The sequence below is a fragment of the Enterobacter sp. 61D5 genome (genome assembly GCF_034107965.1).
GTDB classification, from domain to species: domain Bacteria; phylum Pseudomonadota; class Gammaproteobacteria; order Enterobacterales; family Enterobacteriaceae; genus Enterobacter; species Enterobacter cloacae_M.
This window is the reverse complement of the sequence record NZ_JAWNFK010000007.1, coordinates 115,973-140,546: the sequence shown is the minus strand read 5'-3', so window position 1 is coordinate 140,546 and position 24,574 is coordinate 115,973. Positions and strand designations below refer to the sequence as shown.

Annotated in this window: 25 protein-coding genes and 2 tRNA genes; 14 read left to right on the top strand and 13 right to left on the bottom strand. The window is 55.8% G+C overall.

Translation table 11 applies throughout. From position 1 onward, the window contains the following. Nucleotides 1–13: 13 nt before the first annotated feature. On the bottom strand, nt 14–1,264 hold the full coding sequence (yjeH, locus tag UTM25_RS08920) for an L-methionine/branched-chain amino acid transporter (protein WP_194401592.1): 1,251 nt from the start codon (nt 1,262–1,264) through the stop codon (nt 14–16). Nucleotides 1,265–1,443: 179 nt separating this feature from the next. Here yjeH and UTM25_RS08915 point away from each other — a divergent pair, with 179 nt between their 5' ends. The 3 genes from UTM25_RS08915 (at nt 1,444) to UTM25_RS08905 (ending at nt 3,900) form a co-directional block, all read left to right on the top strand. Beyond that, nucleotides 1,444–1,737, top strand: a complete 294-nt coding sequence (locus tag UTM25_RS08915; RefSeq protein ID WP_003855929.1) for a co-chaperone GroES — start codon at nt 1,444–1,446, stop codon at nt 1,735–1,737. A gap of 31 nt (nt 1,738–1,768) precedes the next feature. Then, nucleotides 1,769–3,412, top strand: coding sequence for a chaperonin GroEL (gene groL, locus UTM25_RS08910; protein WP_014882201.1), 1,644 nt, complete (start codon nt 1,769–1,771; stop codon nt 3,410–3,412). A 134-nt stretch (nt 3,413–3,546) separates the two neighbouring features. Next, complete coding sequence (locus UTM25_RS08905) at nt 3,547–3,900, top strand: DUF4156 domain-containing protein (protein WP_023310115.1); 354 nt, start codon at nt 3,547–3,549, stop codon at nt 3,898–3,900. Between the two features lie 46 nt (nt 3,901–3,946). Here UTM25_RS08905 and epmB read toward each other — a convergent pair whose 3' ends face one another. Further along, the gene (gene epmB, locus UTM25_RS08900) at nt 3,947–4,975 is read right to left on the bottom strand and encodes an EF-P beta-lysylation protein EpmB (RefSeq protein WP_194401591.1); all 1,029 of its coding nucleotides are present in this window, start codon (nt 4,973–4,975) and stop codon (nt 3,947–3,949) included. A gap of 40 nt (nt 4,976–5,015) precedes the next feature. Between epmB and efp the strand changes: the two genes are divergently transcribed. From efp to ecnB, 3 genes are all read left to right on the top strand, one after another. After that, nucleotides 5,016–5,582 (top strand): elongation factor P, encoded by a 567-nt coding sequence (gene efp, locus UTM25_RS08895; RefSeq protein WP_010427766.1) that lies wholly within the window; start codon nt 5,016–5,018, stop codon nt 5,580–5,582. 58 nt (nt 5,583–5,640) lie between these two features. Next, on the top strand, nt 5,641–5,772 hold the full coding sequence (locus UTM25_RS08890) for an entericidin A/B family lipoprotein (protein ID WP_024907352.1): 132 nt from the start codon (nt 5,641–5,643) through the stop codon (nt 5,770–5,772). Between the two features lie 108 nt (nt 5,773–5,880). Further along, on the top strand, nt 5,881–6,027 hold the full coding sequence (gene ecnB / locus UTM25_RS08885) for a lipoprotein toxin entericidin B (protein ID WP_003025482.1): 147 nt from the start codon (nt 5,881–5,883) through the stop codon (nt 6,025–6,027). A gap of 36 nt (nt 6,028–6,063) precedes the next feature. Here the strand turns inward: ecnB and UTM25_RS08880 are convergent, their stop codons facing one another. Then, complete coding sequence (locus tag UTM25_RS08880) at nt 6,064–6,663, bottom strand: helix-turn-helix transcriptional regulator (RefSeq protein WP_194401590.1); 600 nt, start codon at nt 6,661–6,663, stop codon at nt 6,064–6,066. A 261-nt stretch (nt 6,664–6,924) separates the two neighbouring features. On the opposite strand from UTM25_RS08880, the gene sugE reads away from it, so the two are divergent. Then, the gene (gene sugE / locus UTM25_RS08875; RefSeq protein ID WP_008502938.1) at nt 6,925–7,242 is read left to right on the top strand and encodes a quaternary ammonium compound efflux SMR transporter SugE; all 318 of its coding nucleotides are present in this window, start codon (nt 6,925–6,927) and stop codon (nt 7,240–7,242) included. Here sugE and UTM25_RS08870 read toward each other — a convergent pair. Continuing rightward, nucleotides 7,239–7,769 (bottom strand): lipocalin family protein, encoded by a 531-nt coding sequence (locus UTM25_RS08870; protein ID WP_023310119.1) that lies wholly within the window; start codon nt 7,767–7,769, stop codon nt 7,239–7,241. The genes sugE and UTM25_RS08870 overlap by 4 nt on opposite strands. A gap of 105 nt (nt 7,770–7,874) precedes the next feature. After that, a complete protein-coding gene (gene blaACT, locus UTM25_RS08865; RefSeq protein ID WP_194401598.1) occupies nt 7,875–9,020 on the bottom strand; it encodes an ACT family cephalosporin-hydrolyzing class C beta-lactamase in 1,146 nt (381 codons plus the stop codon). Between the two features lie 132 nt (nt 9,021–9,152). Here blaACT and ampR point away from each other — a divergent pair, with 132 nt between their 5' ends. After that, on the top strand, nt 9,153–10,028 hold the full coding sequence (gene ampR, locus UTM25_RS08860; RefSeq protein ID WP_109845697.1) for a LysR family transcriptional regulator AmpR: 876 nt from the start codon (nt 9,153–9,155) through the stop codon (nt 10,026–10,028). Nucleotides 10,029–10,057: 29 nt separating this feature from the next. On the opposite strand, the gene frdD is transcribed toward ampR, so the two are convergent. From frdD to frdA, 4 genes are read right to left on the bottom strand one after another with little or no spacing between them, the layout of a single operon-like run. Further along, complete coding sequence (frdD, locus tag UTM25_RS08855) at nt 10,058–10,417, bottom strand: fumarate reductase subunit FrdD (RefSeq protein ID WP_000609653.1); 360 nt, start codon at nt 10,415–10,417, stop codon at nt 10,058–10,060. A gap of 10 nt (nt 10,418–10,427) precedes the next feature. After that, a complete protein-coding gene (gene frdC, locus UTM25_RS08850; protein WP_111965403.1) occupies nt 10,428–10,823 on the bottom strand; it encodes a fumarate reductase subunit FrdC in 396 nt (131 codons plus the stop codon). Nucleotides 10,824–10,833: 10 nt separating this feature from the next. Next, complete coding sequence (locus UTM25_RS08845) at nt 10,834–11,568, bottom strand: succinate dehydrogenase/fumarate reductase iron-sulfur subunit (protein ID WP_023310124.1); 735 nt, start codon at nt 11,566–11,568, stop codon at nt 10,834–10,836. Further along, nucleotides 11,561–13,351: a fumarate reductase (quinol) flavoprotein subunit gene (frdA, locus tag UTM25_RS08840; RefSeq protein WP_023310125.1), complete on the bottom strand. Its 1,791-nt coding sequence runs from the start codon at nt 13,349–13,351 to the stop codon at nt 11,561–11,563. Before frdA ends, UTM25_RS08845 begins: the two co-directional genes overlap by 8 nt. A gap of 310 nt (nt 13,352–13,661) precedes the next feature. On the opposite strand from frdA, the gene epmA reads away from it, so the two are divergent. Continuing rightward, nucleotides 13,662–14,639 carry an elongation factor P--(R)-beta-lysine ligase gene (epmA, locus tag UTM25_RS08835; RefSeq protein WP_045404820.1) on the top strand — a complete coding sequence of 326 codons (978 nt, stop codon included), beginning with the start codon at nt 13,662–13,664 and terminating at the stop codon, nt 14,637–14,639. A gap of 44 nt (nt 14,640–14,683) precedes the next feature. Here the strand turns inward: epmA and mscM are convergent, their stop codons facing one another. The 3 genes from mscM to rsgA all read right to left on the bottom strand — a co-directional run bounded on the left by mscM (nt 14,684) and on the right by rsgA (nt 20,145). Next, nucleotides 14,684–18,007 carry a miniconductance mechanosensitive channel MscM gene (gene mscM, locus UTM25_RS08830; protein ID WP_194401589.1) on the bottom strand — a complete coding sequence of 1,108 codons (3,324 nt, stop codon included), beginning with the start codon at nt 18,005–18,007 and terminating at the stop codon, nt 14,684–14,686. A gap of 19 nt (nt 18,008–18,026) precedes the next feature. After that, entirely contained in the window at nt 18,027–18,995 is a 969-nt protein-coding gene (asd, locus tag UTM25_RS08825; RefSeq protein WP_033144458.1) for an archaetidylserine decarboxylase, read from the bottom strand. A 97-nt stretch (nt 18,996–19,092) separates the two neighbouring features. Beyond that, a complete protein-coding gene (gene rsgA, locus UTM25_RS08820; protein WP_194401588.1) occupies nt 19,093–20,145 on the bottom strand; it encodes a small ribosomal subunit biogenesis GTPase RsgA in 1,053 nt (350 codons plus the stop codon). Between the two features lie 107 nt (nt 20,146–20,252). Here rsgA and orn point away from each other — a divergent pair, with 107 nt between their 5' ends. The 3 genes from orn to UTM25_RS08805 all read left to right on the top strand — a co-directional run bounded on the left by orn (nt 20,253) and on the right by UTM25_RS08805 (nt 21,182). Then, nucleotides 20,253–20,798 carry an oligoribonuclease gene (gene orn, locus UTM25_RS08815; RefSeq protein WP_023310130.1) on the top strand — a complete coding sequence of 182 codons (546 nt, stop codon included), beginning with the start codon at nt 20,253–20,255 and terminating at the stop codon, nt 20,796–20,798. Between the two features lie 196 nt (nt 20,799–20,994). Then, nucleotides 20,995–21,070, top strand: a tRNA-Gly gene (locus UTM25_RS08810). 36 nt (nt 21,071–21,106) lie between these two features. Then, a tRNA-Gly gene (locus tag UTM25_RS08805) sits at nt 21,107–21,182 on the top strand. 270 nt (nt 21,183–21,452) lie between these two features. On the opposite strand, the gene queG is transcribed toward UTM25_RS08805, so the two are convergent. Beyond that, a complete protein-coding gene (gene queG / locus UTM25_RS08800; protein WP_047646475.1) occupies nt 21,453–22,592 on the bottom strand; it encodes a tRNA epoxyqueuosine(34) reductase QueG in 1,140 nt (379 codons plus the stop codon). Here queG and nnr point away from each other — a divergent pair. Then, nucleotides 22,591–24,114 carry a bifunctional ADP-dependent NAD(P)H-hydrate dehydratase/NAD(P)H-hydrate epimerase gene (gene nnr / locus UTM25_RS08795; protein ID WP_194401587.1) on the top strand — a complete coding sequence of 508 codons (1,524 nt, stop codon included), beginning with the start codon at nt 22,591–22,593 and terminating at the stop codon, nt 24,112–24,114. The genes queG and nnr overlap by 2 nt on opposite strands. Next, a complete protein-coding gene (gene tsaE / locus UTM25_RS08790; protein WP_013095283.1) occupies nt 24,107–24,568 on the top strand; it encodes a tRNA (adenosine(37)-N6)-threonylcarbamoyltransferase complex ATPase subunit type 1 TsaE in 462 nt (153 codons plus the stop codon). Before nnr ends, tsaE begins: the two co-directional genes overlap by 8 nt. Nucleotides 24,569–24,574 lie beyond the last annotated feature (6 nt).

Here is a 24,574-nt window from a genome sequence, read left to right as displayed (position 1 = left end):
GGTGGCGCTTCGCCTACCGGGCCTCCGGGAGCGCACCGCGCTTCGGCAAAAACATCCACAGCCCTGCCAGCATGATAATCGCGTACAGACTCTTCCATCCCACCATCGCCAGCAACAGCAGGCAAAGCAAACCCCCGACGACCGCCAGAGCTTTATAGCGACCTTTCAGCAAACGACATCCCGCCAGCATGCACAGCAGGTAGATCATGATGAAAATGCCGTTGGCGTAGACGATCAGCGCGTCCAGATTAATCTTCAGTGCGTAAATACACAGCGTGCTCACCACGCAGCAGCCCAGTACGGCATTCAGGGCATTCAGCGGAAGCTGGCGTTTAGACAGGCGCGCGAGGCGATTCTCAGGTTTGTCGAGCGCCTGCGACCACACCAGCCGGGCAAAGCTCTGGATATAAATATTGAGGCTGGCAAAACAGGCGAGATAGCCGATGACACAGGCGATCCATAGCGCCTTCACGCCGAACAGTTCCACCACGATACCCGGCAGCGAGGCCGCGGCGGCGAGATCCGCTCCGAACGCGTGGAAGTGTAAGACCAGCACGGTACATGCCCAATAGACCGTACCTGCCAGCAGCAGGCCTATCATCAGCGCGCGGGGGAAATCGCGTTCAGGCTGCTTAAATTCAGAGGCCAGATGGGCAAAGGCTTCCAGGCCAACAAAACACCAGAACATGACGGAGAGCGCGGCGAAAAGCTGTGAATGGTCGACGTCTGTCACCGAAGGGAAGGGAATTTCCTTGATTGTGATATCGCCCGCCCACCAGATAGCGACAACGAGCGCGACAATCAGCACCGCAACCAGCGTCTGCAGGTTGGCGCTGGAGCTGGCGCCGAGAGAGCCCACCCACCAGACGATTGCCAGCGTACCCAGTTCGGCCAACAATAACTGCTCGTGATGCCAGCCAAACAGCGCCTGACCAAAGCCGGTCGCAATATGCAACGCGGCAGGAAGGCCAACCGGAATGACGGAGAGAAACAGCCAGCCGGTGACACGCTGCAGCCGCGGGCCAAAGGCCAGTCCGACAAAGTGCGCCACGCCGCCCGCGCTGGGGAAATGCCGGCCCAGGATGGCAAATACAATGGCTATCGGGAAAACCAATACAATCAGCGCCGGCCACGCCCACAGGCTGTTATTTCCAGCCACCAGCGCCGCCAGTGCGGGTACGGCAAACACGCCCGTACCTAACAAGGAGGTTGAGAGCAGTCCGACGCCCTGCGCCAGCCCCAGCTCCTGCTTGAGTCCACTCATTCAAATCGCCCTGCCAGTACCAAAAGAGAGGCGATGGTAACACTTTCGCAAATTTTTTTTTCGACTCCCCCTTGAAGGGGGAAAAAGCTATCCCCATCTCTCAGGGCACTAGTCGGAAAACCGCATGCGGGCCGGCGTCATCCATAACTGATAATGACTTTCTCAAAGGAGAGCTATCAATGAGTATTCGTCCGTTACATGATCGTGTGATCGTCAAACGTAAAGAAGTTGAAACCAAGTCTGCTGGCGGCATCGTTCTGACCGGTTCTGCAGCAGCCAAATCAACGCGTGGCGAAATCATCGCTGTCGGTAAGGGCCGCATCCTGGAAAACGGAACTGTGCAGCCACTGGACGTTAAAGTTGGTGACATCGTAATTTTCAACGATGGCTACGGCGTGAAATCCGAGAAGATCGACAATGAAGAAGTGTTGATCATGTCCGAGAGCGACATTCTGGCAATTGTTGAAGCGTAATTTACGCACGAGAATTTGAGGAAATAAGAACATGGCAGCTAAAGACGTAAAATTCGGTAACGACGCTCGTGTAAAAATGCTCCGCGGCGTAAACGTACTGGCAGATGCAGTTAAAGTGACTCTGGGCCCGAAAGGCCGCAACGTAGTGCTGGATAAATCCTTCGGCGCGCCAACCATCACCAAAGATGGTGTTTCTGTAGCACGTGAAATTGAGCTGGAAGACAAGTTCGAAAACATGGGCGCGCAGATGGTGAAAGAAGTTGCCTCTAAAGCGAACGACGCTGCAGGTGACGGTACCACCACCGCGACCGTGCTGGCGCAGGCAATCATCACCGAAGGTCTGAAAGCCGTTGCTGCGGGCATGAACCCAATGGATCTGAAACGTGGTATCGACAAAGCCGTCGCCTCCGCTGTTGAAGAGCTGAAAGCGCTGTCCGTACCATGCTCTGACTCTAAAGCCATTGCTCAGGTTGGTACTATCTCCGCTAACTCCGACGAAACCGTAGGTAAACTGATCGCTGAAGCGATGGACAAAGTCGGTAAAGAAGGCGTGATCACCGTTGAAGACGGTACCGGTCTGGAAGACGAACTGGACGTGGTTGAAGGTATGCAGTTCGACCGCGGTTACCTGTCCCCATACTTCATCAACAAGCCAGAAACGGGTGCTGTTGAGCTGGAAAGCCCATTCATCCTGCTGGCTGACAAGAAAATCTCCAACATCCGCGAAATGCTGCCAGTACTGGAAGCCGTTGCGAAAGCAGGCAAGCCTCTGGTTATCATCGCTGAAGACGTTGAAGGCGAAGCGCTGGCGACCCTGGTGGTTAACACCATGCGCGGCATCGTGAAAGTGGCTGCTGTTAAAGCACCAGGCTTCGGCGATCGCCGTAAAGCTATGCTGCAGGATATCGCTACCCTGACCGGCGGTACCGTGATCTCTGAAGAGATCGGTATGGAGCTGGAAAAAGCGACCCTGGAAGACCTGGGCCAGGCGAAACGCGTTGTGATCAACAAAGACACCACCACCATCATCGACGGTGTGGGTGAAGAAGCCGCTATTCAGGGCCGCGTGGGTCAGATCCGTAAGCAGATCGAAGAAGCGACTTCCGATTACGACCGTGAAAAACTGCAGGAGCGCGTAGCGAAACTGGCTGGCGGCGTTGCGGTAATCAAAGTCGGTGCAGCTACCGAAGTTGAAATGAAAGAGAAAAAAGCACGCGTTGACGATGCCCTGCACGCGACCCGTGCTGCGGTAGAAGAAGGCGTGGTTGCTGGTGGTGGTGTTGCGCTGGTGCGTGTTGCCGCTAAACTGGCAGGCCTGACCGCACAGAACGAAGATCAGAACGTGGGTATCAAAGTTGCGCTCCGCGCAATGGAAGCCCCTCTGCGTCAGATCGTTTCTAACGCCGGTGAAGAGCCATCTGTGGTTGCGAACAACGTGAAAGCGGGCGAAGGTAACTACGGTTACAACGCAGCAACTGAAGAATACGGAAACATGATCGACTTCGGTATCCTGGACCCAACTAAAGTGACCCGTTCTGCTCTGCAGTACGCGGCATCTGTCGCTGGCCTGATGATCACCACCGAGTGCATGGTCACCGATATGCCTAAAGGCGATGCACCAGACTTAGGTGCTGCTGGCATGGGCGGTATGGGCGGCATGGGCGGCATGATGTAATCGTGCGTTCTACGTCGTAGAATGTGAAAAACCCCCGGGCAGAAATGCTCGGGGGTTTTTCTTTTGGTCATCTTTTAGGTATAAGATTTACACACGGACAACTACTGTCCAGCTTATTGAAAACGAGGAATAACATGCGCGTAAAAGTCTGTGCAGGGATTGTAGGGGCAGCATTGCTGCTGGCGGGTTGTAGCTCCAGCAATGAGCTGTCGGCAGCGGGCCAGGGCGTTCGCTTTGTGGAAGATAAGCCTGGCAGTGAATGTCAGCTGTTAGGCACGGCAACCGGTGAGCAAAGTAACTGGATGTCAGGGCAGCATGGCGAAGAAGGCGGCTCGATGCGCGGTGCGGCGAATGCCCTGCGTAACCAGGCTGCGGCAATGGGCGGTAACGTGATTTACGGTGTGAGCAGCCCAACGCAGAGTATGCTGTCCAGCTTCGTGCCGACCGCCAGCCAGATGAACGGCCAGGTCTACAAGTGCCCGAACTGATTGCCTTTTCCCTCTCCCTGTGGGAGAGGGTTAGGGTGGGGAGAAACTAGCGCTGCCGCAGCTGCAAATCCAGCGGCGTCTTGCTCGGCTCTCCGCCAATCTCGCGTGCCAGCTTCGGCACCATATAGCCTGAAACCAGCGTTAACAGTTCGCGCATAATCTGCCGGGCTTCTTCATCCGTCACCATGAAATGGGCCGCGCCCTGAACGCGATCCAGCACGTGCAGGTAATAGGGCATCACGCCCGCATCAAACAGGGCATTGCTCAGGTCAGCCAGCACGCGGGCGCTGTCATTGACGCCGCGCAGCAGCACGCTCTGGTTCAGCAGCGTCACGCCCGCTTTACGCAGACGCGCCATCGCCGCGCGAAAGTCATCGTCAATTTCGTTCGCGTGGTTGATATGGTTCACCAGCAGCACCTGCAATCTTGACTGCTCCAGGCGTGACACCAGGCCGTCAGTGACACGTGCCGGAATGACAATCGGTAAACGGCTGTGAATACGCAGGCGCTTAACGTGCGGAATGGCTTCAAGCTGGGTCAGCAGCCAGTCCAGCTCATGATCTTTTGCCATCAGCGGGTCACCGCCGGAAAAAATAATCTCATCCAGCTCCGGATGGGCGGCGATATAGTCCAGCGCGACCTGCCAGTTGCGTTTATTGCCCTGGTTTTCGGCATACGGGAAGTGCCGACGGAAGCAATAACGACAATTTACCGCACAGCCGCCTTTTACCAGCAGCAGGGCGCGGTTGAGATACTTGTGTAGTAAACCCGGCACCACGCTGTTCTGCTCTTCCAGCGGATCGGTGCTGTATCCCGGCGCGGTGATAAACTCATCCTGCGAAGTAAGAGTTTGTTTTAAAAGTGGATCGTCGGGGTTGCCTTTCTCCATCCGCGCCACAAATGCACGAGGAACGCGCAGGGCGAAAAGGCGCTTTGCCTCGCGGCCTGCAAGCAACTCTGGGTGCTGATCGAGGTCTAAAAGACGCAGCAATTCATCAGGACTGGTGATTACATCGGCAAGTTGCGATAACCAATCTTCTCTGGACGGGGTGTTTAGGGTTACAATATGCGCCATTTTGTGGCTTAGCTACCAGTTAACAAATTTAGAGGGCCTTATGGCAACGTACTATAGCAACGATTTTCGTGCTGGTCTTAAAATCATGATGGACGGCGAACCGTACGCGGTTGAAGCCAGCGAATTCGTTAAACCAGGTAAAGGCCAGGCATTCGCACGCGTTAAGCTGCGCCGTCTGCTGACCGGTACCCGTGTTGAGAAAACCTTCAAGTCTACTGACTCCGCTGAAGGCGCTGATGTTGTTGATATGAACCTGACCTATCTGTACAACGACGGTGAGTTCTATCATTTCATGAACAACTCCACTTTCGAACAGCTGTCTGCTGATGAGAAAGCGGTAGGTGATAGCGCTAAATGGCTGCTGGATCAGGCTGAGTGCATCGTGACCCTGTGGAACGGCCAGCCTATCGCTGTGACCCCACCAAACTTCGTTGAACTGGAAATCGTTGAAACCGATCCAGGTCTGAAAGGTGATACCGCAGGTACCGGTGGTAAACCAGCCAAACTGTCTACCGGCGCAGTGGTTAAAGTTCCCCTGTTCGTACAGACTGGCGAAGTGATCAAAGTGGATACCCGCTCCGGCGAATACGTATCCCGCGTGAAGTAATTTACGTCATGATTGAAGGCGCAGCGCCCGCTGCGCCTGATTTTTGCAGGCAGGGATGATGAAACGTACCGTTAAAATTCTGCTTCTGTTAGCGCTTTCCAGTGCATTACTTTCCGGCTGTAACACCACCCGTGGGATGGGACAAGATATCCAGGATCTCGGTCATATCATTTCTCACGCCGCTAGCTAAGTTCGTCTAATTTTCCTAAAAATGCTTCCTTTTCCGTCAACCGGCGGGATCTTGTCTATTCTTAAGTTGCTATACACAAAACAACTTTGGCTATAAAAGGAAGATATTATGGTTAAGAAAACAATTGCAGCGATCTTTTCAGTCCTGGTACTTTCTTCAGTGTTAACTGCCTGTAATACCACGCGTGGCGTCGGTCAGGACATTTCTGAAGGTGGTAGCGCAATCTCTGGTGCGGCAACCAAAGCTCAGCAGTAATTAACATACGGTACGAGACCAGCGGGTTTCGTACCGTCAGCTTTCTGATTCCTGCAGGGATAAGAACGGAGAAAAACGCGTATCCATATGCAATTTCATGCGGATATTGCGTTTATAGGTATACACCGTTTTTCCGTTGATACTCAGGTTAGCGGCAATTTTTTGATTGCTCGCACCGTCCATCCACAATGTCAGCACTTTCTCTTCCTGTCGGGTCAGCAAGGGGGCCGCCGCCGTTGGCCTGTCAGCGCTGGCGCGTGAGATTAATGCGTTATTGATCGTCGTTGCCACTTCTTCGAGACTGGCGTTTTTCAACAGCGACGACCACACCGGGAACTGTCCGAGCCAGTCGGTCATGCCGCGGTCCTCTCCCGATTGCAGCAAAATAAACGGTAATCGTTCACTGGCGCTCAGCAACGATGAGAGCTGCTGAAAATGATGAATATCCTGCCTGAAGCCGTAAAGATCGGCGATAACCAGCGTGGGTTTCCATTGCAGAATGTGCTCCCTGGCAAGGAACAGATTATTTAACCCGGTCACAACGTAGTGTCCCGGGAACAAACCGGAATGATTGAGCCATGCTTCAAACCCTGTGCGGGTGAAGTGACAACGGTCAATCAAGAGAATTTTGAACATATTTTATTCGCAGTCGGCTAGTGGTTTGGCTTCCTGCCATCAGAAAGCACATCATCATAGAGAAGTCGGATGAGTGCTAAATGCCGGAACTACGCGCCATACTGCGGCTATTTCTTGCCTTAACATGTTCAGCAAAAAATGATTGAAAAAAAATAGCACGCTAACCACAATATGGGACGTAATCTCTGCCTTACGGGACGACCCGTAAGCGTTTCTTTCACCGGGGACGGCCCCAACTTGTATTAAGTTAAGGAGCCTGAAATGTCCTGGATAATTCTTTTTATTGCTGGCCTGCTCGAAGTGGTATGGGCAATTGGTCTCAAGTACACCCACGGATTTACCCGCCTGACGCCCAGCGTCATAACCGTCACCGCGATGATCGTGAGTATTGTCCTGTTATCCTGGGCGATGCGCTCGCTGCCTGTGGGAACGGCTTACGCCGTCTGGACGGGCATTGGTGCGGTTGGGGCCGCCATCACCGGCATTCTGCTGCTGGGAGAGTCAGCGAGTCTGGCGCGTATCGCCAGCCTCGCCTTGATTGTGGCAGGGATCGTTGGGCTGAAGCTCAGTACCCATTAATGGGGTTGTTTTACCCAGATAAGTTTTGATACATCAAACCCTTGCCGGGTCGCGACGTCCAGCATCTGCTGTTTCATTTCTGACGAAATAGTTGGCGTGCGGGAAAGTATCCACAGATAGTCGCGATCCGGCCCGCAGACCAGCGCGTGACGGTACTCTCTGTCGAGCGCGATCACGTTATAGCCGCCATAAAACGGGCCGAAGAAAGAGACTTTGAGCGCGGCCCGTCGCGGGTCGCCCGTGAAGTACGCTTTCCCAATCGACTGCTGCCACATCTCCCGATCGGGATTATAGCCCCGGTTGATCACCTGAATACCGCCATCATCCATCGGGCTGTAATTCGCAGTGACCTTCTCTAAGCCCTGCTCAAACCGATGGTCGAGGCGCGCGATTTCATACCATGTTCCAAGGAAGCGTTGTGCATCAAAAGGCGAGACGACGGTAACGCCTGGAGGTGGGGTAGGAGAACTGCAGGCAACCACTAAAAACGCGGCTGTCACCGCGGCGATAACAGGCAGAATGCGCATAGGAGTTTCCTTACTGTTTTTTGTTAAGTGTAGATGACGGCAAGGAAAATGTGGTTTTTGTGCGGTGTGTTTCGCCGGGTAAGCGTAGCGCCACCCGGCTATGTTTTACTGCAGCGCGTCGAGGATACGGTATGCCGCCTCAACGCGGGCAGGGTTCGGATAGCTTTTATTCGCCAGCATCACAATGCCGAGCTGCTTTTCAGGAATAAATGCCACGTAGCTGCCAAACCCGCCGGTAGAGCCTGTTTTATGGACCCAGGATGCGTTGACCGGGGGCGCCGGTGGATTCACTTCTCTCGCAGGCAGCGGTGCCAGTGCCGCCTTATTGTCGCTACCTTCAACCACGGTTTTGGCATCGACCGGCCAGTTAAGCATTTCCCAGCCCAACCCCTGATACATGGCCCCCACGCGCCAGTAGCGAGACTGCGCCAGGGAAATGCCTTTCCTGAGTGAATTATCCTGAAGGGAGTCCGGCTTCATGTTGACCATCACCCAGCTTGCCATATCCTGCACGTTGGTTTTTACGCCATAGGCTTCAGCGTCCAGCATTCCTGGCGAAACGTGTACCGCCTTACCGTCGCGGTATCCCCAGGCGTAATACGCCTCTTCCGCTTTGGGAACGTTAATCCAGGTATGGTCCAGCTTGAGCGGCTTAAAGAGCCGCGTCGTTATGGCCTGCTCATAGCTCATGCCGGAAGGTTTGACCGCCAGCGTGCCAAAAAGACCGATGCTGGCGTTGGCGTAAAGACGCGTGGTGCCCGGCTTCCACTGCGGCTGCCAGTTTTGATAAAAGCGCAGCAGAGAGGCGTTATCCGTGACCTCATCCGGTACCTGTAACGGCAAACCTCCTGCGGTATAGGTTGCCAGATCCAGCATGCGGATCCCCTGCCACTGCTTGCCTGTCAGCTCAGGCCAGTATTTTGTCACCGGATCGCCCAGCGATATTTCACCGCGAGCAATGGCATCGCCACCGAGTACGCCGGTGAAGGTTTTACTTATAGAACCCAGTTCGAACAAGGTTTGTGGGGTGACAGGTTTGTTCGCCGCAACATCGGCTTTACCAAAGGTAAAGTAGTGCGGCTGACCCTCATAAATCACCGCCACCGCCATACCCGGAATGGCCTGCGCTTTCATCAGCGGCGTAACGGTCCGTTCCACCACCTCAGCCAGCTGTTTTTCTGACATCGGGGTAGCCAATACCGAGCAGGAGGTGCTGAGCAGCAGGGCGCAGCAAAGGGATTTAGTCATCATCATTTATCTTCCGTAATAGCAGTTCAAGGGAGTGTCCGGGCCCGTCAGACCGCTGTAGTCTGTTGGATTTGACTATGGCTGACAAACGGTTAAATTTAGCATTAGCTGTTAATTTTTCTAACGGACGAGACCATGACGCGCAGCTATCTCCCTCTAAATTCCCTGCGGGCGTTTGAAGCAGCCGCCAGGCATCTCAGTTTTACTCATGCCGCTATCGAGCTGAATGTCACCCATTCCGCGATTAGCCAGCACGTCAAGGCGCTGGAGCAGCACCTTAATTGCCAGCTGTTTGTCCGCGTTTCGCGAGGGCTGATGTTGACCACCGAAGGTGAGAATTTGCTGCCTGTGCTGAATGACTCCTTCGATCGCATCGCCGGCATGCTGGATCGTTTTGCCAGCCAGCGCGCTCAGGAGAAGCTCAAAATAGGTGTGGTAGGGACTTTTGCCACGGGTGTTTTATTCTCGCTGCTCGCGGACTTTCGCCGCTGCTATCCGCATATTGATCTTCAGCTTTCCACACATAACAATCGCGTCGATCCGGCGGCTGAAGGGCTTGATTACACCATTCGCTACGGTGGCGGCGCGTGGCATGGAACCGATGCTGAATTCCTTTGCCCCGCGCCGCTGTCTGCGCTCTGTACACCCGACATTGCCTCAGTTCTCAAAAGCCCGGCAGATATCCTGAAGTTTACCCTGCTGCGCTCCTACCGGCGCGACGAGTGGGCTGCGTGGATGCAGGCAGCGGGCGAACACTCTCCCTCGCCGACGCACCGGGTGATGGTGTTTGATTCGTCCGTGACCATGCTGGAAGCCGCGCAGGCAGGCGTAGGGATTGCCATTGCGCCTGTCGACATGTTTACCCATTTACTCAGCAGCGAGCGCATCGTGCAGCCGTTTGCCACGCAGATTGACCTCGGCAGCTACTGGCTGACAAGACTACAGTCACGGACAGAAACGCCCGCAATGCGCGAATTTGCCCAGTGGCTGGTGGGGAAGATGCAGAAATAAAAGGCCCGCCGGATGGCGGGCCAGAAGCGTCAGATGGTGACCACGGCAATCAGCGTCACCACGGTCAGGATGGTCGCCAGACCGTAGAACACCCATTTACCGCTCGGTACATGAATTTTCAGGTCATGCATCGCATGGTGAATACGGTGCAGGCCACACCACAGCGGCAGGACGATCATCAGGAAGATGAACACGCGGCCGATAAAGCTGCTCGCGAACGCCAGTACGCGTTCGTAGCTCAGCGCATCGCCCGGGAACAGCCCCAGTGGCAGCATAATGCCGACCAGCAGGATGATGACGGGGGCGATGATGGCACTCCACATGCCGCCTGCGCCAAACAGGCCCCAGAAGACCGGCTCGTCAGAACGTTTTGGATTTGGATTGATCACAGGTGTCTCCTTACCAGAACAATGCGACAAACAGAATGACCACAGTGACCAAAATCGTCACTGCCCAGAGCCCTTTAATCACCGGCTCTGGCCCCATTTTCTCGTCTTTTACGATGATGTTCGCCGCTTTTGGCGCGAGCTCAAACCAGGTTTTGGTGTGAAGCAGCGCGGCCGCGAGCACGATCAGGTTCAGAACAACAATGATCGGGTTTTGCAGGAAACCGACAAAGCTGGCCCAGGCTTCCGGGCCATGTTTGAGGGCAAAAACGCCGTACATCAGCTCAAGGCTGAACCAGACCGCCGGTACCGCCGTGCCTTCACGCAGCATGTAGAAGCGATAAAACGGCAGGTTTTTCCACCAGGTGGACGGCACAGGCCGCACATAGGCTTTGCGTTTAGTCGTCATCATGCACTCCTTAGCGTGGTTTCAGGGTAGCGATAAGAAAGTCTTTCGAGCTTTCCACTTTACCCTGCTGAATTGCGGCGGCCGGGTCGACGTGCTTCGGACAAACTTCGGAGCAATAACCCACAAAGGTACAGCTCCAGACGCCGTTCTGGCTGTTAAGCTGCGCCATACGTTCTTTTTTACCGTGGTCGCGGCTGTCTTCGTTATAGCGGTGCGCCAGGGTAATGGCGGCCGGGCCGATGAACTCCTTGTTCAGGCCAAACTGTGGACAGGCTGCGTAGCACAGGCCGCAGTTGATGCAGCCGGAGAACTGATGGTATTTCGCCATCTGCGCCGGCGTCTGGGTATTCGGCCCCTGATCCGGCGTGCGCGGATTACCAATGATGTACGGCTTAATGGCTTCCAGGCTTTCGATAAAGTGGGTCATATCGACCACCAGATCGCGTTCAATCGGGAAGTTGCCCAGCGCTTCGACCTTAATGCCTTTGGTGTACTCGCGCAGGAAGGTCTTACAGGCCAGCTTCGGCACCTTGTTGACCATCATGCCGCAGGAGCCGCAGATTGCCATGCGGCAGGACCAGCGATAGCTCAGGTCTGGCGCCAGGTTGTCTTTGATATAGCCGAGCGCATCCAGCAGGGAGGTTTGCTCGTCATAAGGGACTTCATAGAAAGCGCTGTGCGGTGCGGCGTCCACTTCCGGATTGTAGCGCACCACTTCAACTTTCATTTTTTGCATCTCAGCCATTCGCCTTCTCCTTCTTCTCGGCGGCTTCTGCTTCTGCACCGTACACGCGTTTAGCCGGCGGCAGCGTGGTGATTTTCACGTCGCTGTAGTCCAGACGTGTGGTGCCATCTGCATCGCGCCAGGCGAGAGTGTGTTTCAGGAAATTGACGTCGTCACGTTCGGTACAGCCTTCGTCCAGACGCTGGTGGGCCCCACGCGACTCTTTACGCGCCAGCGCAGAGTGCGCCATACATTCCGCGACGTTCAGACCGTGGCCCAGCTCGATGGTGTAGAGCAGGTCGGTATTGAATACGCTTGAGGTATCGGTGATGCGCACGCGCTTGAAGCGCTCCTGCAGTTCCGCCAGCTTGTCGACGGTTTTTTGCATTAGCTCTGGCGTACGGTAAATACCGCAGCCTTCTTCCATCGACAGGCCCATCTCGTCGCGGATCTTAGACCAGTTCTCGTTACCCTCCTGGTTCACCAGATCTTTCAGGCGTTTTTCAACGTCTGCGACCTGCGCATCCAGCGCGGCACCGTTGGCTTCGCCTGCTGTAGCCGCCCGCTCCATCGCGCGCTCACCCGCCATGCGGCCAAAGACGACCAGCTCTGCCAGCGAGTTAGACCCGAGACGGTTGGCGCCGTGCAGACCCACGGAGGAACACTCGCCGACGGCGAACAGGCCTTTAATTCGGGTTTCGCACTGCTGGTCGGTTTCGATCCCGCCCATGGTGTAGTGCGCGGTTGGACGCACCGGAATCGGCTCTTTCACCGGGTCGACGCCGACGTAGGCTTTCGCCAGCTCGCAGATGAACGGCAGACGTTCCAGCAGTTTCTTCTCACCAAGGTGACGCAGGTCGAGATAGACCACATCGCCGCGCGGCGTGGAGATGGTGTTGCCTTTGCGCCACTCGTGCCAGAAAGCCTGAGAGACTTTGTCGCGCGGGCCGAGTTCCATGTATTTGTTCTTCGGCTCGCCGAGCGGGGTTTCCGGGCCCATGCCGTAATCCTGCAGATAGCGGTAGCCGTTTTTATTGACCAGAATACCGCCTTCACCGCGGCAGCCTTCCGTCATCAGAATGCCGGAGCCCGGCAGACCGGTTGGGTGATACTGCACGAACTCCATATCGCGCAGCGGTACGCCGTGGCCGAGCGCCATGCCCATGCCGTCACCGGTGACGATGCCGCCGTTGGTGTTGTAGCGATAAACGCGACCCGCCCCGCCCGTCGCCATCACTACGGCGTTGGCGCGGATCTGGACGAGCGTGCCTTCCATCATGTTCATCGCCACCAGGCCACGCGCCTGCCCGTCATCAACCAGAATGTCGAGGACGAAATGTTCATCGAAGCGCTGGATTTGTGGGAACTGAAGGGAGGTCTGGAAGAGGGTGTGCAGCATGTGGAAGCCGGTTTTATCGGCGGCGAACCAGGTGCGTTCAATCTTCATTCCGCCAAAGCGGCGAACGTTGACGCTGCCGTCCGGACGGCGGCTCCACGGACATCCCCACTGTTCAAGCTGGGTCATTTCCGTGGGACAATGATGCACAAAGTAGTCAACGACATCCTGTTCGCAAAGCCAATCGCCCCCTGCAACCGTGTCGTGGAAATGGTATTCAAAGCTGTCATGATCCTGCGCAACGGCGGCGGACCCTCCTTCTGCTGCCACTGTGTGACTACGCATTGGATAGACTTTTGAAATCAATGCGATTTTAGCGTTGGGATTAGCTTGTGCTGCAGCAATCGCAGCACGTAATCCAGCCCCGCCAGCGCCTATTACGGCAAGATCGGCTTGAAAAGTTTGCACGACATTCCTCCAGATTTTTGTTATTTCGCAACGCGACAAACTAAAGGTAGTTCACCCGTCCAAAAGGACGATTGCGAAAGCGTTTCCACTGCTCCTTTATGGGTAAAACAGTATAACCGTGTAGATGTCAGGGAAATTTGACGTGTTCGATTTTTTTGCTGTTCTGTACGGCGATTTATCATGAAGATTGATGAAATACGTCACGAAAAAGTTCACCTAAATGAAATGCGCTTTTTTACTGCGCAAAATTTGTCTCTGTCCCTGCTAACGAGTAGACTTCGTGCCCTTGTCTGAAATCGGAGAACAACTCATGAGCGAAACGGCCACCTGGCAGCCGAGCGCATCCATCCCTAATCTGTTAAAACGCGCTGCAATTATGGCGGAGATCCGCCGTTTCTTTGCCGACCGCGGAGTCCTGGAGGTGGAAACGCCGTGCATGAGTCAGGCAACGGTAACGGATATTCATCTGGTGCCGTTTGAAACCCGTTTTGTTGGCCCCGGCCACTCTCAGGGCATGAATTTGTATCTGATGACCAGCCCGGAATACCACATGAAACGCCTGCTGGCGGCGGGGTGTGGCCCGGTGTATCAGCTGTGCCGCAGCTTCCGTAATGAAGAGATGGGTCGTCACCACAACCCGGAATTCACCATGCTGGAGTGGTACCGCCCGCATTATGATATGTACCGCCTGATGAATGAGGTGGACGATCTGCTGCAGCAGGTCCTGGAATGCTCGGAAGCCGAAACGCTCTCCTATCAGCAGGCTTTCCAGCGCCATCTGGAAATCGATCCGCTGTCGGCGGACAAAACCCAGCTGCGCGAAGTGGCGGCAAAACTGGATCTCAGCAACGTGGCGGATACCGAAGAGGATCGCGACACGCTGCTGCAGCTGCTGTTCACCTTCGGCGTAGAACCACAGATTGGCAAGGATCGTCCGACCTTTGTCTATCACTTCCCGGCAAGCCAGGCGTCGCTGGCGCAGATCAGTACCGAAGATCATCGTGTCGCAGAGCGTTTTGAGGTCTATTACAAAGGCATCGAGCTGGCGAACGGCTTCCACGAACTGACGGATGCCCGCGAGCAGCAGCAGCGCTTCGAGCAGGATAACCGCAAGCGCGCCGCGCGCGGTCTGCCGCAGCAGCCTATTGATGTGAATTTGCTTGAAGCATTAAAAGCTGGTCTGCCGGATTGCTCCGGCGTGGCGCTGGGTGTTGACCGTCTGGTGATGCTGGCCCTGGGGGCAGAACAGCTTGGCGATGTGATTGCGTTTACCGTAGATCGCGCCTGACGGCAGTTTACCCTCTCCCGCGGGAGAGGGTTGCACCGCTTACCTTACAAACTTCCCGCCGGGCGCGTACGCGCCGCTGACGTCAGCGTTCTTCCCGTTTTACGCCCGTCCAGGCTTTCCAGGCGCATCTGGAACGGTGGGAACGGCATATCAATACCGTGCTCGCGGAAGCCCGCCAGAATCAGCTGGTGGATCTCATGGCGCAGCGGCATACGGTGTCCCATTTCGGCGGCATAAATACGCAGCTCGAAAATCTGGATCCCCTGCTGTAAATCCACAAGGAATACTTCCGGCGCCGGGTTGTCGATTACCAGCGAGCAGCGCTCAGCGGCAGTGTAGAGGATCTGGGTGACCTCTTCGCTGTTGGCGTCCGACGGCGCCGGTACCGTCAGCACCACGCGGGTAACGGAGTCTGACAGCGACCAGTTGATGAACTGCTCGGTGATAAACGCCTTGTTTGGCACGATGATCTCTTTCCGATCCCAGTCGCTGATCGTCGTCGCACGGGTGTTGATCTTCGTGATGCTGCCGGTCAGATCGCGAATCGTTACGGTATCGCCAATGCGGATCGGTTTTTCGAACAGAATGATCAGGCCGGAGATGAAGTTAGCGAAAATCTCCTGTAAACCAAAACCTAACCCTACACCAAGGGCCGCCACCAGCCACTGCAGCTTCGACCACTCAATACCGATCATCGAGAAGCCAACCAGCCCGCCAAACAGCATGATCAGATATTTGGTAATGGTCGTAATCGCATAGCCCGTCCCCGGCGTTAAATCCAGATGCTGCAGCAGCGCCAGCTCCAGCAGCGCCGGGAAGTTGCGCACCAGCTGAGTGGTGATGATTAGCACCAGAATGGCAATCAGCACCGCCCCTAAAGTTATCGGCTCCAGGCTTTCAACGCCCTGCACCGTAGACGTCACGTCCCAGAGAGAGATGTTCTCCAGGAAGCCAAATGCGGAGTGGATCTCTGACCACAGGAAGATGACCGAGAGGAGGGCAATCAGCATCAGTATGGAACGAACCAGGCGCAGGGACTGGGTACTGATGGCATCCAGATCCAGTTCGACCTCGTCCGCTTCCGTTGTGCCTTCCGTACTGTTGACGTGGTTTGGCTCTTCCTCACCCCGCGCGCGCTGGGCGAGGATCTCCGCCCGACGATGCTTGGCTCGGTCAAAGGCCAGACGGCGGCGCTGGATCAGCATCCAGCGGCGGATCACGTGGTACACCACCAGCAGCAGGAACCAGATGGCCACCGAGGTTTCCAGCCGCGCCAGCAGCGCCTTCGAGGTTGCCAGATAGCCCACAGCGGCTGCCAGCATCGCAAACAGCGGCGCGCTAAGCAGCAGGTTCCAGAGCAGCCGGTTGAACATGTTTTCGCCGCTGCCGGATTTATCGACATAGAGCGGAATACCCGCGCGTTTCAGGCTGAGCGTAACGATGGCCAGCGCCCCGCATATCAGCATAAAGCAGAGGCGCCCCAGCGAGCCTGAGAACTCCCGGTCGTTGAGATTATCGAACATGATCAGCGCCATAATCAGCGGCACAATCAGCCCGATGCTCATCAGGTAGTAACGCATAGCGCGCGCAACGCGATTACGCGGCCAGCCAAAGTGGGTGATAAACAGGCCATTGGGGCGCGCGAAGGTGGCGCAAATCATGACCACCCACAGCAGCGGCACCGTGGCGGTGACGCCATCGCCAATCGCGACCGCGAGCGGATAGGGCCAGGCTTCCCGCAGGCCATACCCCAGCGTCATCCACAGCACCGGCAGCGGGGAGGCGACAAGAATCGACCAGAATACGGTGCGCAACGTTAGCCAGAAGTGATCCTGGGTGACTTTCCCGACCCTGGAGCTGGAACGCTCCAGGAAGCGGGTGAAATGTCTGCGCGAGTAAATGCTGAAGCCGACCAGAATCAACGCCCCGAGCAGCGGGAAAATGGTCTCTTTGCTGGTAAACATCATCACGCTGGCCTGTCCCAGCTGGCTGACGGTGTCCAGCGAAATCAGGCGGCGCAGGTCCTGGACAATCTCAATCGGCCACGAGAATGTCATCGGACGCACGTCGGACGTCCAGAAGAGATAACGGTGCGTAGCCTCGTTCACCTCTTTCAGCGCATCTTCCAGCTGGCTGTTGGAGACTTTTAGCTTAGTCAGCTCCAGAATCAGCGTATCCCCGCCCTGGAGCAGAGAGTTCAGCAGTTCACGCTGGGTACGCAGCTGGGCTTCCAGAATACGGTTTTGCTCGCTGGTCAGGGGCTGTCCGTCAGCCTGACGGATCTGGCGGATTTGCGGCTGTTTATTGAGAAGATCTTCAAAGTGCAGGCGCTGAACGCGCAGCTGGGCCATCTCGGTATCCAGCTGCTGCGGCTTCGGCATTTCCGGCAGGCGCGCGACCTGGGCGCGTAACGCTTCGCCGAGAAGGTTTGATGACCCGAGCCACTGGGACTGCTCGCGCAGGGTGTTGAGCGCCTGGCGAACCTGAAGGGTTTGATTGGTCGCCTGACGCTGCTGGGATGCAACAAGATCCATGCGCTGCGCCTGCTGATTCAGCGCGGCAGAAAGCTCGCGGTTGACCCTGAATTGTTCGTTGATACCGGCAGGCAGGTTTTCGCTGTTTTCCGCCAGCAGCTCGGTACTTTCCAGCGCGCGCTCCGCTTCACGCTGGCGCTGGCTGTTGAGCTGATTGCGCAGGGCCTGGAGATACGCATCCAGCTGCTCGCTCTGCTTCTGAGCGAGTTCAGAGCGCATCCGCGACAGCTCCTGGCGGTTATTGGCTGAAAGCTGCGCCAGCTCCAGCTCATCGACAAGGGCCTTCAGGCGAGCAGATTCTGCCTGCAGGCCCAGATTTTGGGCCTGAGCCTGTGGCGTATTGCCGCTTTGCGTACCCACGCGACGCTCAACTTCATTAAGCTGACGGCGGGCGTCGGTTTGCTGTTGCGGAAGCTGGCTGAGGGAGTCGGCAATTTCACGCGCTCGCTCCTGCTCCTGCTGGGCAAGGCGGCTCTTTTCCAGAAGCTGGCTGCTGACCTGCAGGATCTCCTGGTTCAGAGCGTCCGAGGTCATGCCTGCGGGCACATCGCGCGGTTCGTCACGCAGATTATTGAGCTGCGCGCGCAGCGTCTGCGAGAGTTTGGGGAAGTTGTCGATAACCTGCTGATACTGCTGAGCGCGCTCAAGAGAGCCTTTCCGCTCCTCAAGCGCATTCAGGGCAGACTGGAGCGACTCGACGGTCTCTGGCTGAGCGGGTTTGGCCGCTTTTGCCTGCTCCAGTTCCTGGGTTATCTGTTTGGCGTCGGGGGCTGTCGCTGCGTACGCCCCCATGCTGAGGCACCAGGCCATCAGTAGAACGATAATCGGGCGCACGTCAGCGATCCTTCTGTTGTTAGCCTTCGTCTTTTTTGTCGTCAACCAGCGGGCTGGCGTCGTGCTCGGCGTTGATCTCTTCCTGCGGCAGCGGAGCAGGTTCTGCATCCGGCGTCACGAAGGTTTCGGTAGAGACCGCCAGCGGCTGGCCCAGCTTGGTGACCGACAGGCTTTCGAGCTGTTCAGCCAGCTTCACTTTGCCCGGCGCAAACAGGTTGATTACGGTGGAGCCCAGCTTGAAGCGACCCATCTCCTGACCTTTCAGCAGGGCCACAGAGCCTTCCGCTTCACCGGCAGGCCAGGTCCAGCGTTTGATCACGCCTTCGCGCGGTGGGGTGATGGTGCCGGCCCAGACGGTTTCGATGCTGCCTACGATGGTTGCACCCACCAGAATCTGTGCCATAGGGCCAAATTCAGTATCGAACAGACAGATGACGCGTTCGTTACGGGCAAACAGGTTCGGCACGTTCTGCGCGGTCAGGTGGTTTACGGAGAACAGGTCGCCCGGGACGTAAATCATTTCACGCAGGATACCGTTACACGGCATATGCACGCGATGGTAGTCGCGCGGTGACAGATAGGTGGTGGCAAACGTACCGTTGCGGAACAGATCCGCCATCAGGTAGTTACCCGCCAGCAACGCTTCCAGACTGTAGTTATGGCCCTTCGCTTGCAGGATTTTGTCGTCTTCGATGTTACCCAACTGGCTGATCACGCCGTCTGCCGGCATCACCAGGACGTTAGGATCGGTGTTCAGCGGGCGCACTTCGTCACGCAGCGGGCGCACGAAGAACTCGTTGAAGGTACGGTAGCTGGCGGTATCCGGCTTTTGCGCCTCTTTCATGTCGACCTTGTAATATTTTACGAAAAGGTCGATGACCAGTTTGGTCAGCCAGCCCGCGCGTTTGCTTGCGCCCCAGCCCGCCAGGCGAGTGAGCCACAGTTTTGGCAGAATGTATTGAAGCGAAAGTTTAAATGCGTTTAACAAGGTAGCCTCCAGGCCATTGTTTTGTCGTTCCTGATCCGGCGTCAAGCCGCCGGAACCTGAAAAAAGGGGACGATTTTAGCGATGCTTAGCTTAGTTGTCAGTTATCAGAATCAGAAAAGTTTTTACGCGTTTTTACGTCTTCCATGCTCTCAAGAATGCGATGGTAATTCTCGAAGCGGGTTTCCGCGATCTCGCCTTTCTCAACCGCTTCACGGATAGCGCAGCCAGGGTCGTTATCGTGTTTACAGTCGCGGTATTTACAAGCGCCTAAATAATCATGGAATTCGACAAATCCGTTAAAGATTTGTTCCGGCTCAAGGTGCCACAAACCGAACTCACGCACCCCTGGGGAGTCAATCACGTCGCCGCCGTGCGGGAAATGATACAGACGCGAGGCGGTGGTGGTGTGCTGGCCCAGACCCGAGACGTTGGACACATCGTTAGTCAGGATCTCTTGCTGGAGGCCAAGCAGGTTGTTCAGCAGGCTTGATTTACCCACGCCGGACTGGCCCGCAAAGATGCTGATACGGTCGGTCAGCGCCTCTTCTAACGGTTTCAGGCCATCTTTGGTGTGGCTGGAGACCATCAGGACGCGATAACCAATCTTGCGGTAGATATCCATCTGCTCATTCACGAAGGCCATGCCGTCGCCATCCAGCAGATCGATTTTGTTCAACACGATAATGGGTTCCACCTGCAGCGTTTCACAGGCGACAAGGTATCGGTCGATAATATTGAGTGAAAGCTCAGGTAAAATCGCCGAGACAATGACGATCTGGTTAATGTTAGCGGCAATCGGTTTTACGCCATCGTAGAAATCCGGGCGGGTGAGTACCGACGTGCGTTCATGCACGGCTTCAACGATGCCCTTAACCGTGACACCTTCAGCGGCCTCTTTACCCGGACGCCAGACCACGCGATCGCCGGTAACCAGTGAACGGATGGTGCGACGGATATTGCAACGGTGAATATCTCCGTCGGCGGATTCGACATCGGCATGCATACCGAAACGGCTGATGACTACGCCTTCTGTCGCTTCACCAAACAGGTTGTCGTCATAATCCGGCTTCTCCGAAGTGGTTTTAAGACGGCGCTGGTGGTTGGCGTTTACGCGGCGCTGCTGCCCTTTGGAGAGTTTATTTTTACTCAATCGCGCTGGCTCCTGGTCGCCCGTAAGGGGCAAAACCTCTATGATACACTCTAATTAATACTAGTTAACCTGCTACTGCCGGTTATGCGAGAAGGGTGGAAAATAACATGAGCGCGGATGAAAACAACCTGATTTGGATCGATCTCGAAATGACCGGGCTGGATCCCGAGCGCGATCGCATCATTGAAATTGCAACGCTGGTGACGGACGCCAACCTGAATATCCTGGCTGAAGGGCCAACAATTGCGGTGCATCAGTCCGACGACCAGCTGGCTTTGATGGATGAATGGAACGTGCGCACCCACACCGGCAGTGGCCTGGTGGAGCGCGTGAAGGCGAGCACGTTCGGCGATCGCGAGGCGGAGCTGGCGACGCTTGAGTTCCTGAAACAGTGGGTTCCGGCAGGCAAATCGCCTATCTGTGGGAATAGCATCGGCCAGGATCGCCGTTTCTTGTTTAAGTACATGCCGGAGCTGGAGTCATATTTCCACTACCGCTATCTGGATGTCAGCACCCTGAAAGAACTGGCGCGTCGCTGGAAGCCTGAAATCCTCGACGGCTTTAAAAAGCAGGGGACCCACCAGGCGATGGACGATATCCGAGAGTCCGTGGCGGAGCTTTCCTACTACCGTGAAAACTTTATTAAGCTGTGATTTTGCGATCCGGCACCTTGCGTGGCCGGGTTTTTGTCGTTAAATTGTTCAGCTTGCCGATTAATTAAGCATTTGAACTTAATTTCGAAAAAATCGCTTTAAGGGGGGTTGCAGCTAAAAGGATTTCTCGTATAATGCGCCTCCCGTAACGACAGAGAATTACACGTTACGACAGCTACAAAAGCAGTACAGATTTGCGGGAATAGCTCAGTTGGTAGAGCACGACCTTGCCAAGGTCGGGGTCGCGAGTTCGAGTCTCGTTTCCCGCTCCAAAATTTGAAAGTGCTTCCATGGCACAGACCACCCAAGCGGGAATAGCTCAGTTGGTAGAGCACGACCTTGCCAAGGTCGGGGTCGCGAGTTCGAGTCTCGTTTCCCGCTCCAAATTCTTATTCATCTCTAAAATATCCACAGCGAAAAGATTCGTTGGGGACGTTTTCTGTTGTCTCTGAAATACTCTTGTAAACAGAGTTATCCACAGAAACTGCGCTTAACCGGAACAGAGTTAAAACTTAGCAGGGTGAATAGTATCTTTATAATTTATTGTATTTGCTAAAGAAAATTTGATTTCAAAATGTTATTGAGATCACTTGACCTCTTCTCCAGCCCAGATGGCGCTTGAGTTTGTAATTTTATTCACAGGCTGTGAATAGTTCAGGCATCCCGCGGAAGCCCTTTTTCAATCACCCTCACCAGACGCTGTTTCTTCGGTAGCTGTACCTCGATCGTGCAGGCATTACGCTTCTCTATTTGCTGCGCAATCGCCCATTCTATGTGCTCATCAAGAAGTGGGTGCTCACCTCTACGGCTTTCAAGCGCCCGAATATTGGCTTCATCCCACGGGGCATTACCCAGCGCGACGGCAACATTACGCAGCCAGCGCAGATGACCGATACGGCGAATGGCCGAACCTTCCGTCACTTTCAGGAACCAGGCTTCGGTCCAGGCGAACAGCTCAACGAGCTGAGGCGCATGCAGGGCCTTACGCGGGCTGAAATCTTCTTCGTCCGTGAGCTGCGAATAGCGGTTCCACGGGCAGATCAGCTGGCAGTCGTCGCAGCCGTAGATACGGTTGCCGATAAGCGGTCGAAATTCCTCTGGAATGGCCCCTTCCAGTTCGATAGTGAGGTAGGAGATGCAGCGGCGCGCATCAACGGTGTAAGGCTCAACGATGGCACCCGTCGGGCAGATGGTCATGCAGGCCACGCAGCGGCCGCAGCCTTCCTCTACCGGGCCGTCTACCGGCAGCGGTAAATCAATCAGCAGTTCACCCAGGAAGAAGAACGAACCGGCGTCGCGGCTGAGGATAAGTGAGTGCTTACCTGTCCAGCCAAGCCCGGCTTTTTCGGCGATCGGGCGCTCAAGAATAGGCGCAGAATCGACAAAGGGTCTAAAATTCAGCGAAACACAGTGCTGCTGAATAGTTTCCCCGAGTTTTTTTAAACGGTTACGCAAGAGCTTATGGTAATCACGTCCCAGGGCGTACCGGCTGACGTAACCCAGAGAGGGATTTTTTAGCGTGCGCGCAAAGGCTGCGTTGGCGGGCAGATAGTTCATGCGCACGCTGATGACGCGTAATGTGCCCGGCAAAAGCTCGTGAGGGCGGGCGCGCATCATGCCATGACGCGCCATCCACTCCATTTCGCCGTGGTATTGTTTGTCCAGCCAGGCCTGCAGTTTTGGCTCGCTGGCGGAGAGGTCGGTATCGGTAATGCCCACCTTCTGGAAGCCAAGCTCAGCACCCCACTGTTTTATTTTTTGCGCTAATTCATTGAGATCGAGGGGCTGTGACATGACGGACCATACGGTGAAGAAAAACCCCGCAAGTATACCACATTCCATCTGGCATGCGGATGACCTCCGGCGCGCCGAAAAAGAGGCCGCAGACAGCCTCGGGATTACCCTTTATGAACTGATGCTGCGTGCGGGTGAGGCGGCGTTTAACGTTGCCCGCAGCGCGTACCCTCATGCCGCACACTGGCTGATTCTGTGCGGTCACGGCAATAACGGCGGCGACGGCTACGTTGTCGCCCGTTTGGCGGTTGCGGCAGGTATCCGCGTGACGTTGCTGGCCCTGGAGAGTGATAAACCGCTGCCGGAAGAGGCCAGCGCGGCGCGGGAGGCGTGGCTTAACGCAGGCGGTGTGATTCATGCGCCTGATATCGTCTGGCCGGAAGAGGTGGATCTGATTGTTGACGGTCTGTTGGGTACCGGGCTACGCAGTGCGCCTCGCGATAACATTGCCGCCCTTATTGAACATGCTAACAGACATTCCGCGCCGGTAGTTGCCCTGGATATTCCCTCTGGCCTGATTGCACAAACCGGCGCGACGCCGGGAGCGGTCATTGAGGCTGCACATACGGTGACCTTCATCGCCCTCAAGCCGGGGCTACTGACCGGTAAAGCACGAGACGTCGTTGGCGTTTTGCACCACCATGCGCTGGGGCTGGAGAGCTGGCTGTCCGGGCAGGAAACGCACCTGGCGCGTTTTGATGCATCGCAGCTTGCAGTGTGGCTCCCGCCGCGCCGACCAACGTCCCATAAGGGCGATCACGGCAGGCTGGTGATTATTGGCGGCGATCATGGTACGGCAGGTGCGATTCGCATGACCGGCGAAGCGGCTCTGCGCTGCGGTGCCGGATTAGTGCGAGTACTCACTCGCATTGAGAATATAGCGCCGATCGTTACAGCCCGACCGGAGCTGATGGTCCATGAGCTTACGCCTCAGTCGCTTGAAGAAAGCCTGGAATGGGCGGACGTGGTGGCGATCGGCCCCGGCCTTGGGCAGCAGGCATGGGGTAAACAGGCCCTGCAAAAGGTCGAGAATTTTCGTAAACCGATGCTGTGGGATGCCGACGCGCTTAACCTTCTGGCAATAAACCCCGATAAGCGTCACAATCGCATTCTGACGCCACACCCCGGCGAAGCCGCGCGCCTGCTTAACTGCAGCGTGGCAGAAATTGAAAGCGATCGCTTACTTTCTGCTCAGCGTCTGGTAAAACGTTACGGAGGTGTTGCTGTTTTGAAAGGGGCAGGAACCGTTGTCGCCAGTGACGAGACGCAGGGCATTATCGATGCCGGAAATGCGGGCATGGCAAGCGGCGGCATGGGCGATGTGCTTTCCGGCATCATTGGCGCATTGCTTGGACAGAAACTTCCCCTTTATGATGCAGCCTGCGCGGGCTGCGTGGCCCACGGTGTCGCGGCGGATAAACTGGCCGCGCGTTACGGTACTCGCGGTATGCTGGCCACCGATCTTTTTTGCACGCTGCGGCGTGTTGTTAACCCGGATGTGATTGACGTAGAAAATGACTAATCGAGCGATTCCTTTACCTGATGAACAAGCCACTTTAGAACTCGGCAAGCGCGTGGCGCAGGCCTGTCAGGGGGCAACCGTCATTTATCTGTATGGTGATTTAGGTGCGGGTAAAACCACCTTCAGCCGGGGTTTTTTGCAGGCGTTAGGGCATAACGGGAATGTGAAAAGCCCAACCTACACGCTGGTAGAACCGTACACCCTTGAAAATCTCATGGTGTATCACTTCGATTTATACCGCCTTGCGGATCCTGAGGAGCTGGAATTTATGGGGATCCGTGATTATTTTGCCAACGACGCCATTTGCCTGGTGGAGTGGCCGCAACAAGGTGCGGGTGTGCTGCCTGACCCGGATGTCGAAATTCACTTAGATTACCAGGCACAAGGGCGTGAGGCACGCATCAGTGCTGTTTCCTCATCAGGCAGTTCCTTACTGGCGCGACTGGCCGGTTAAGCGTAG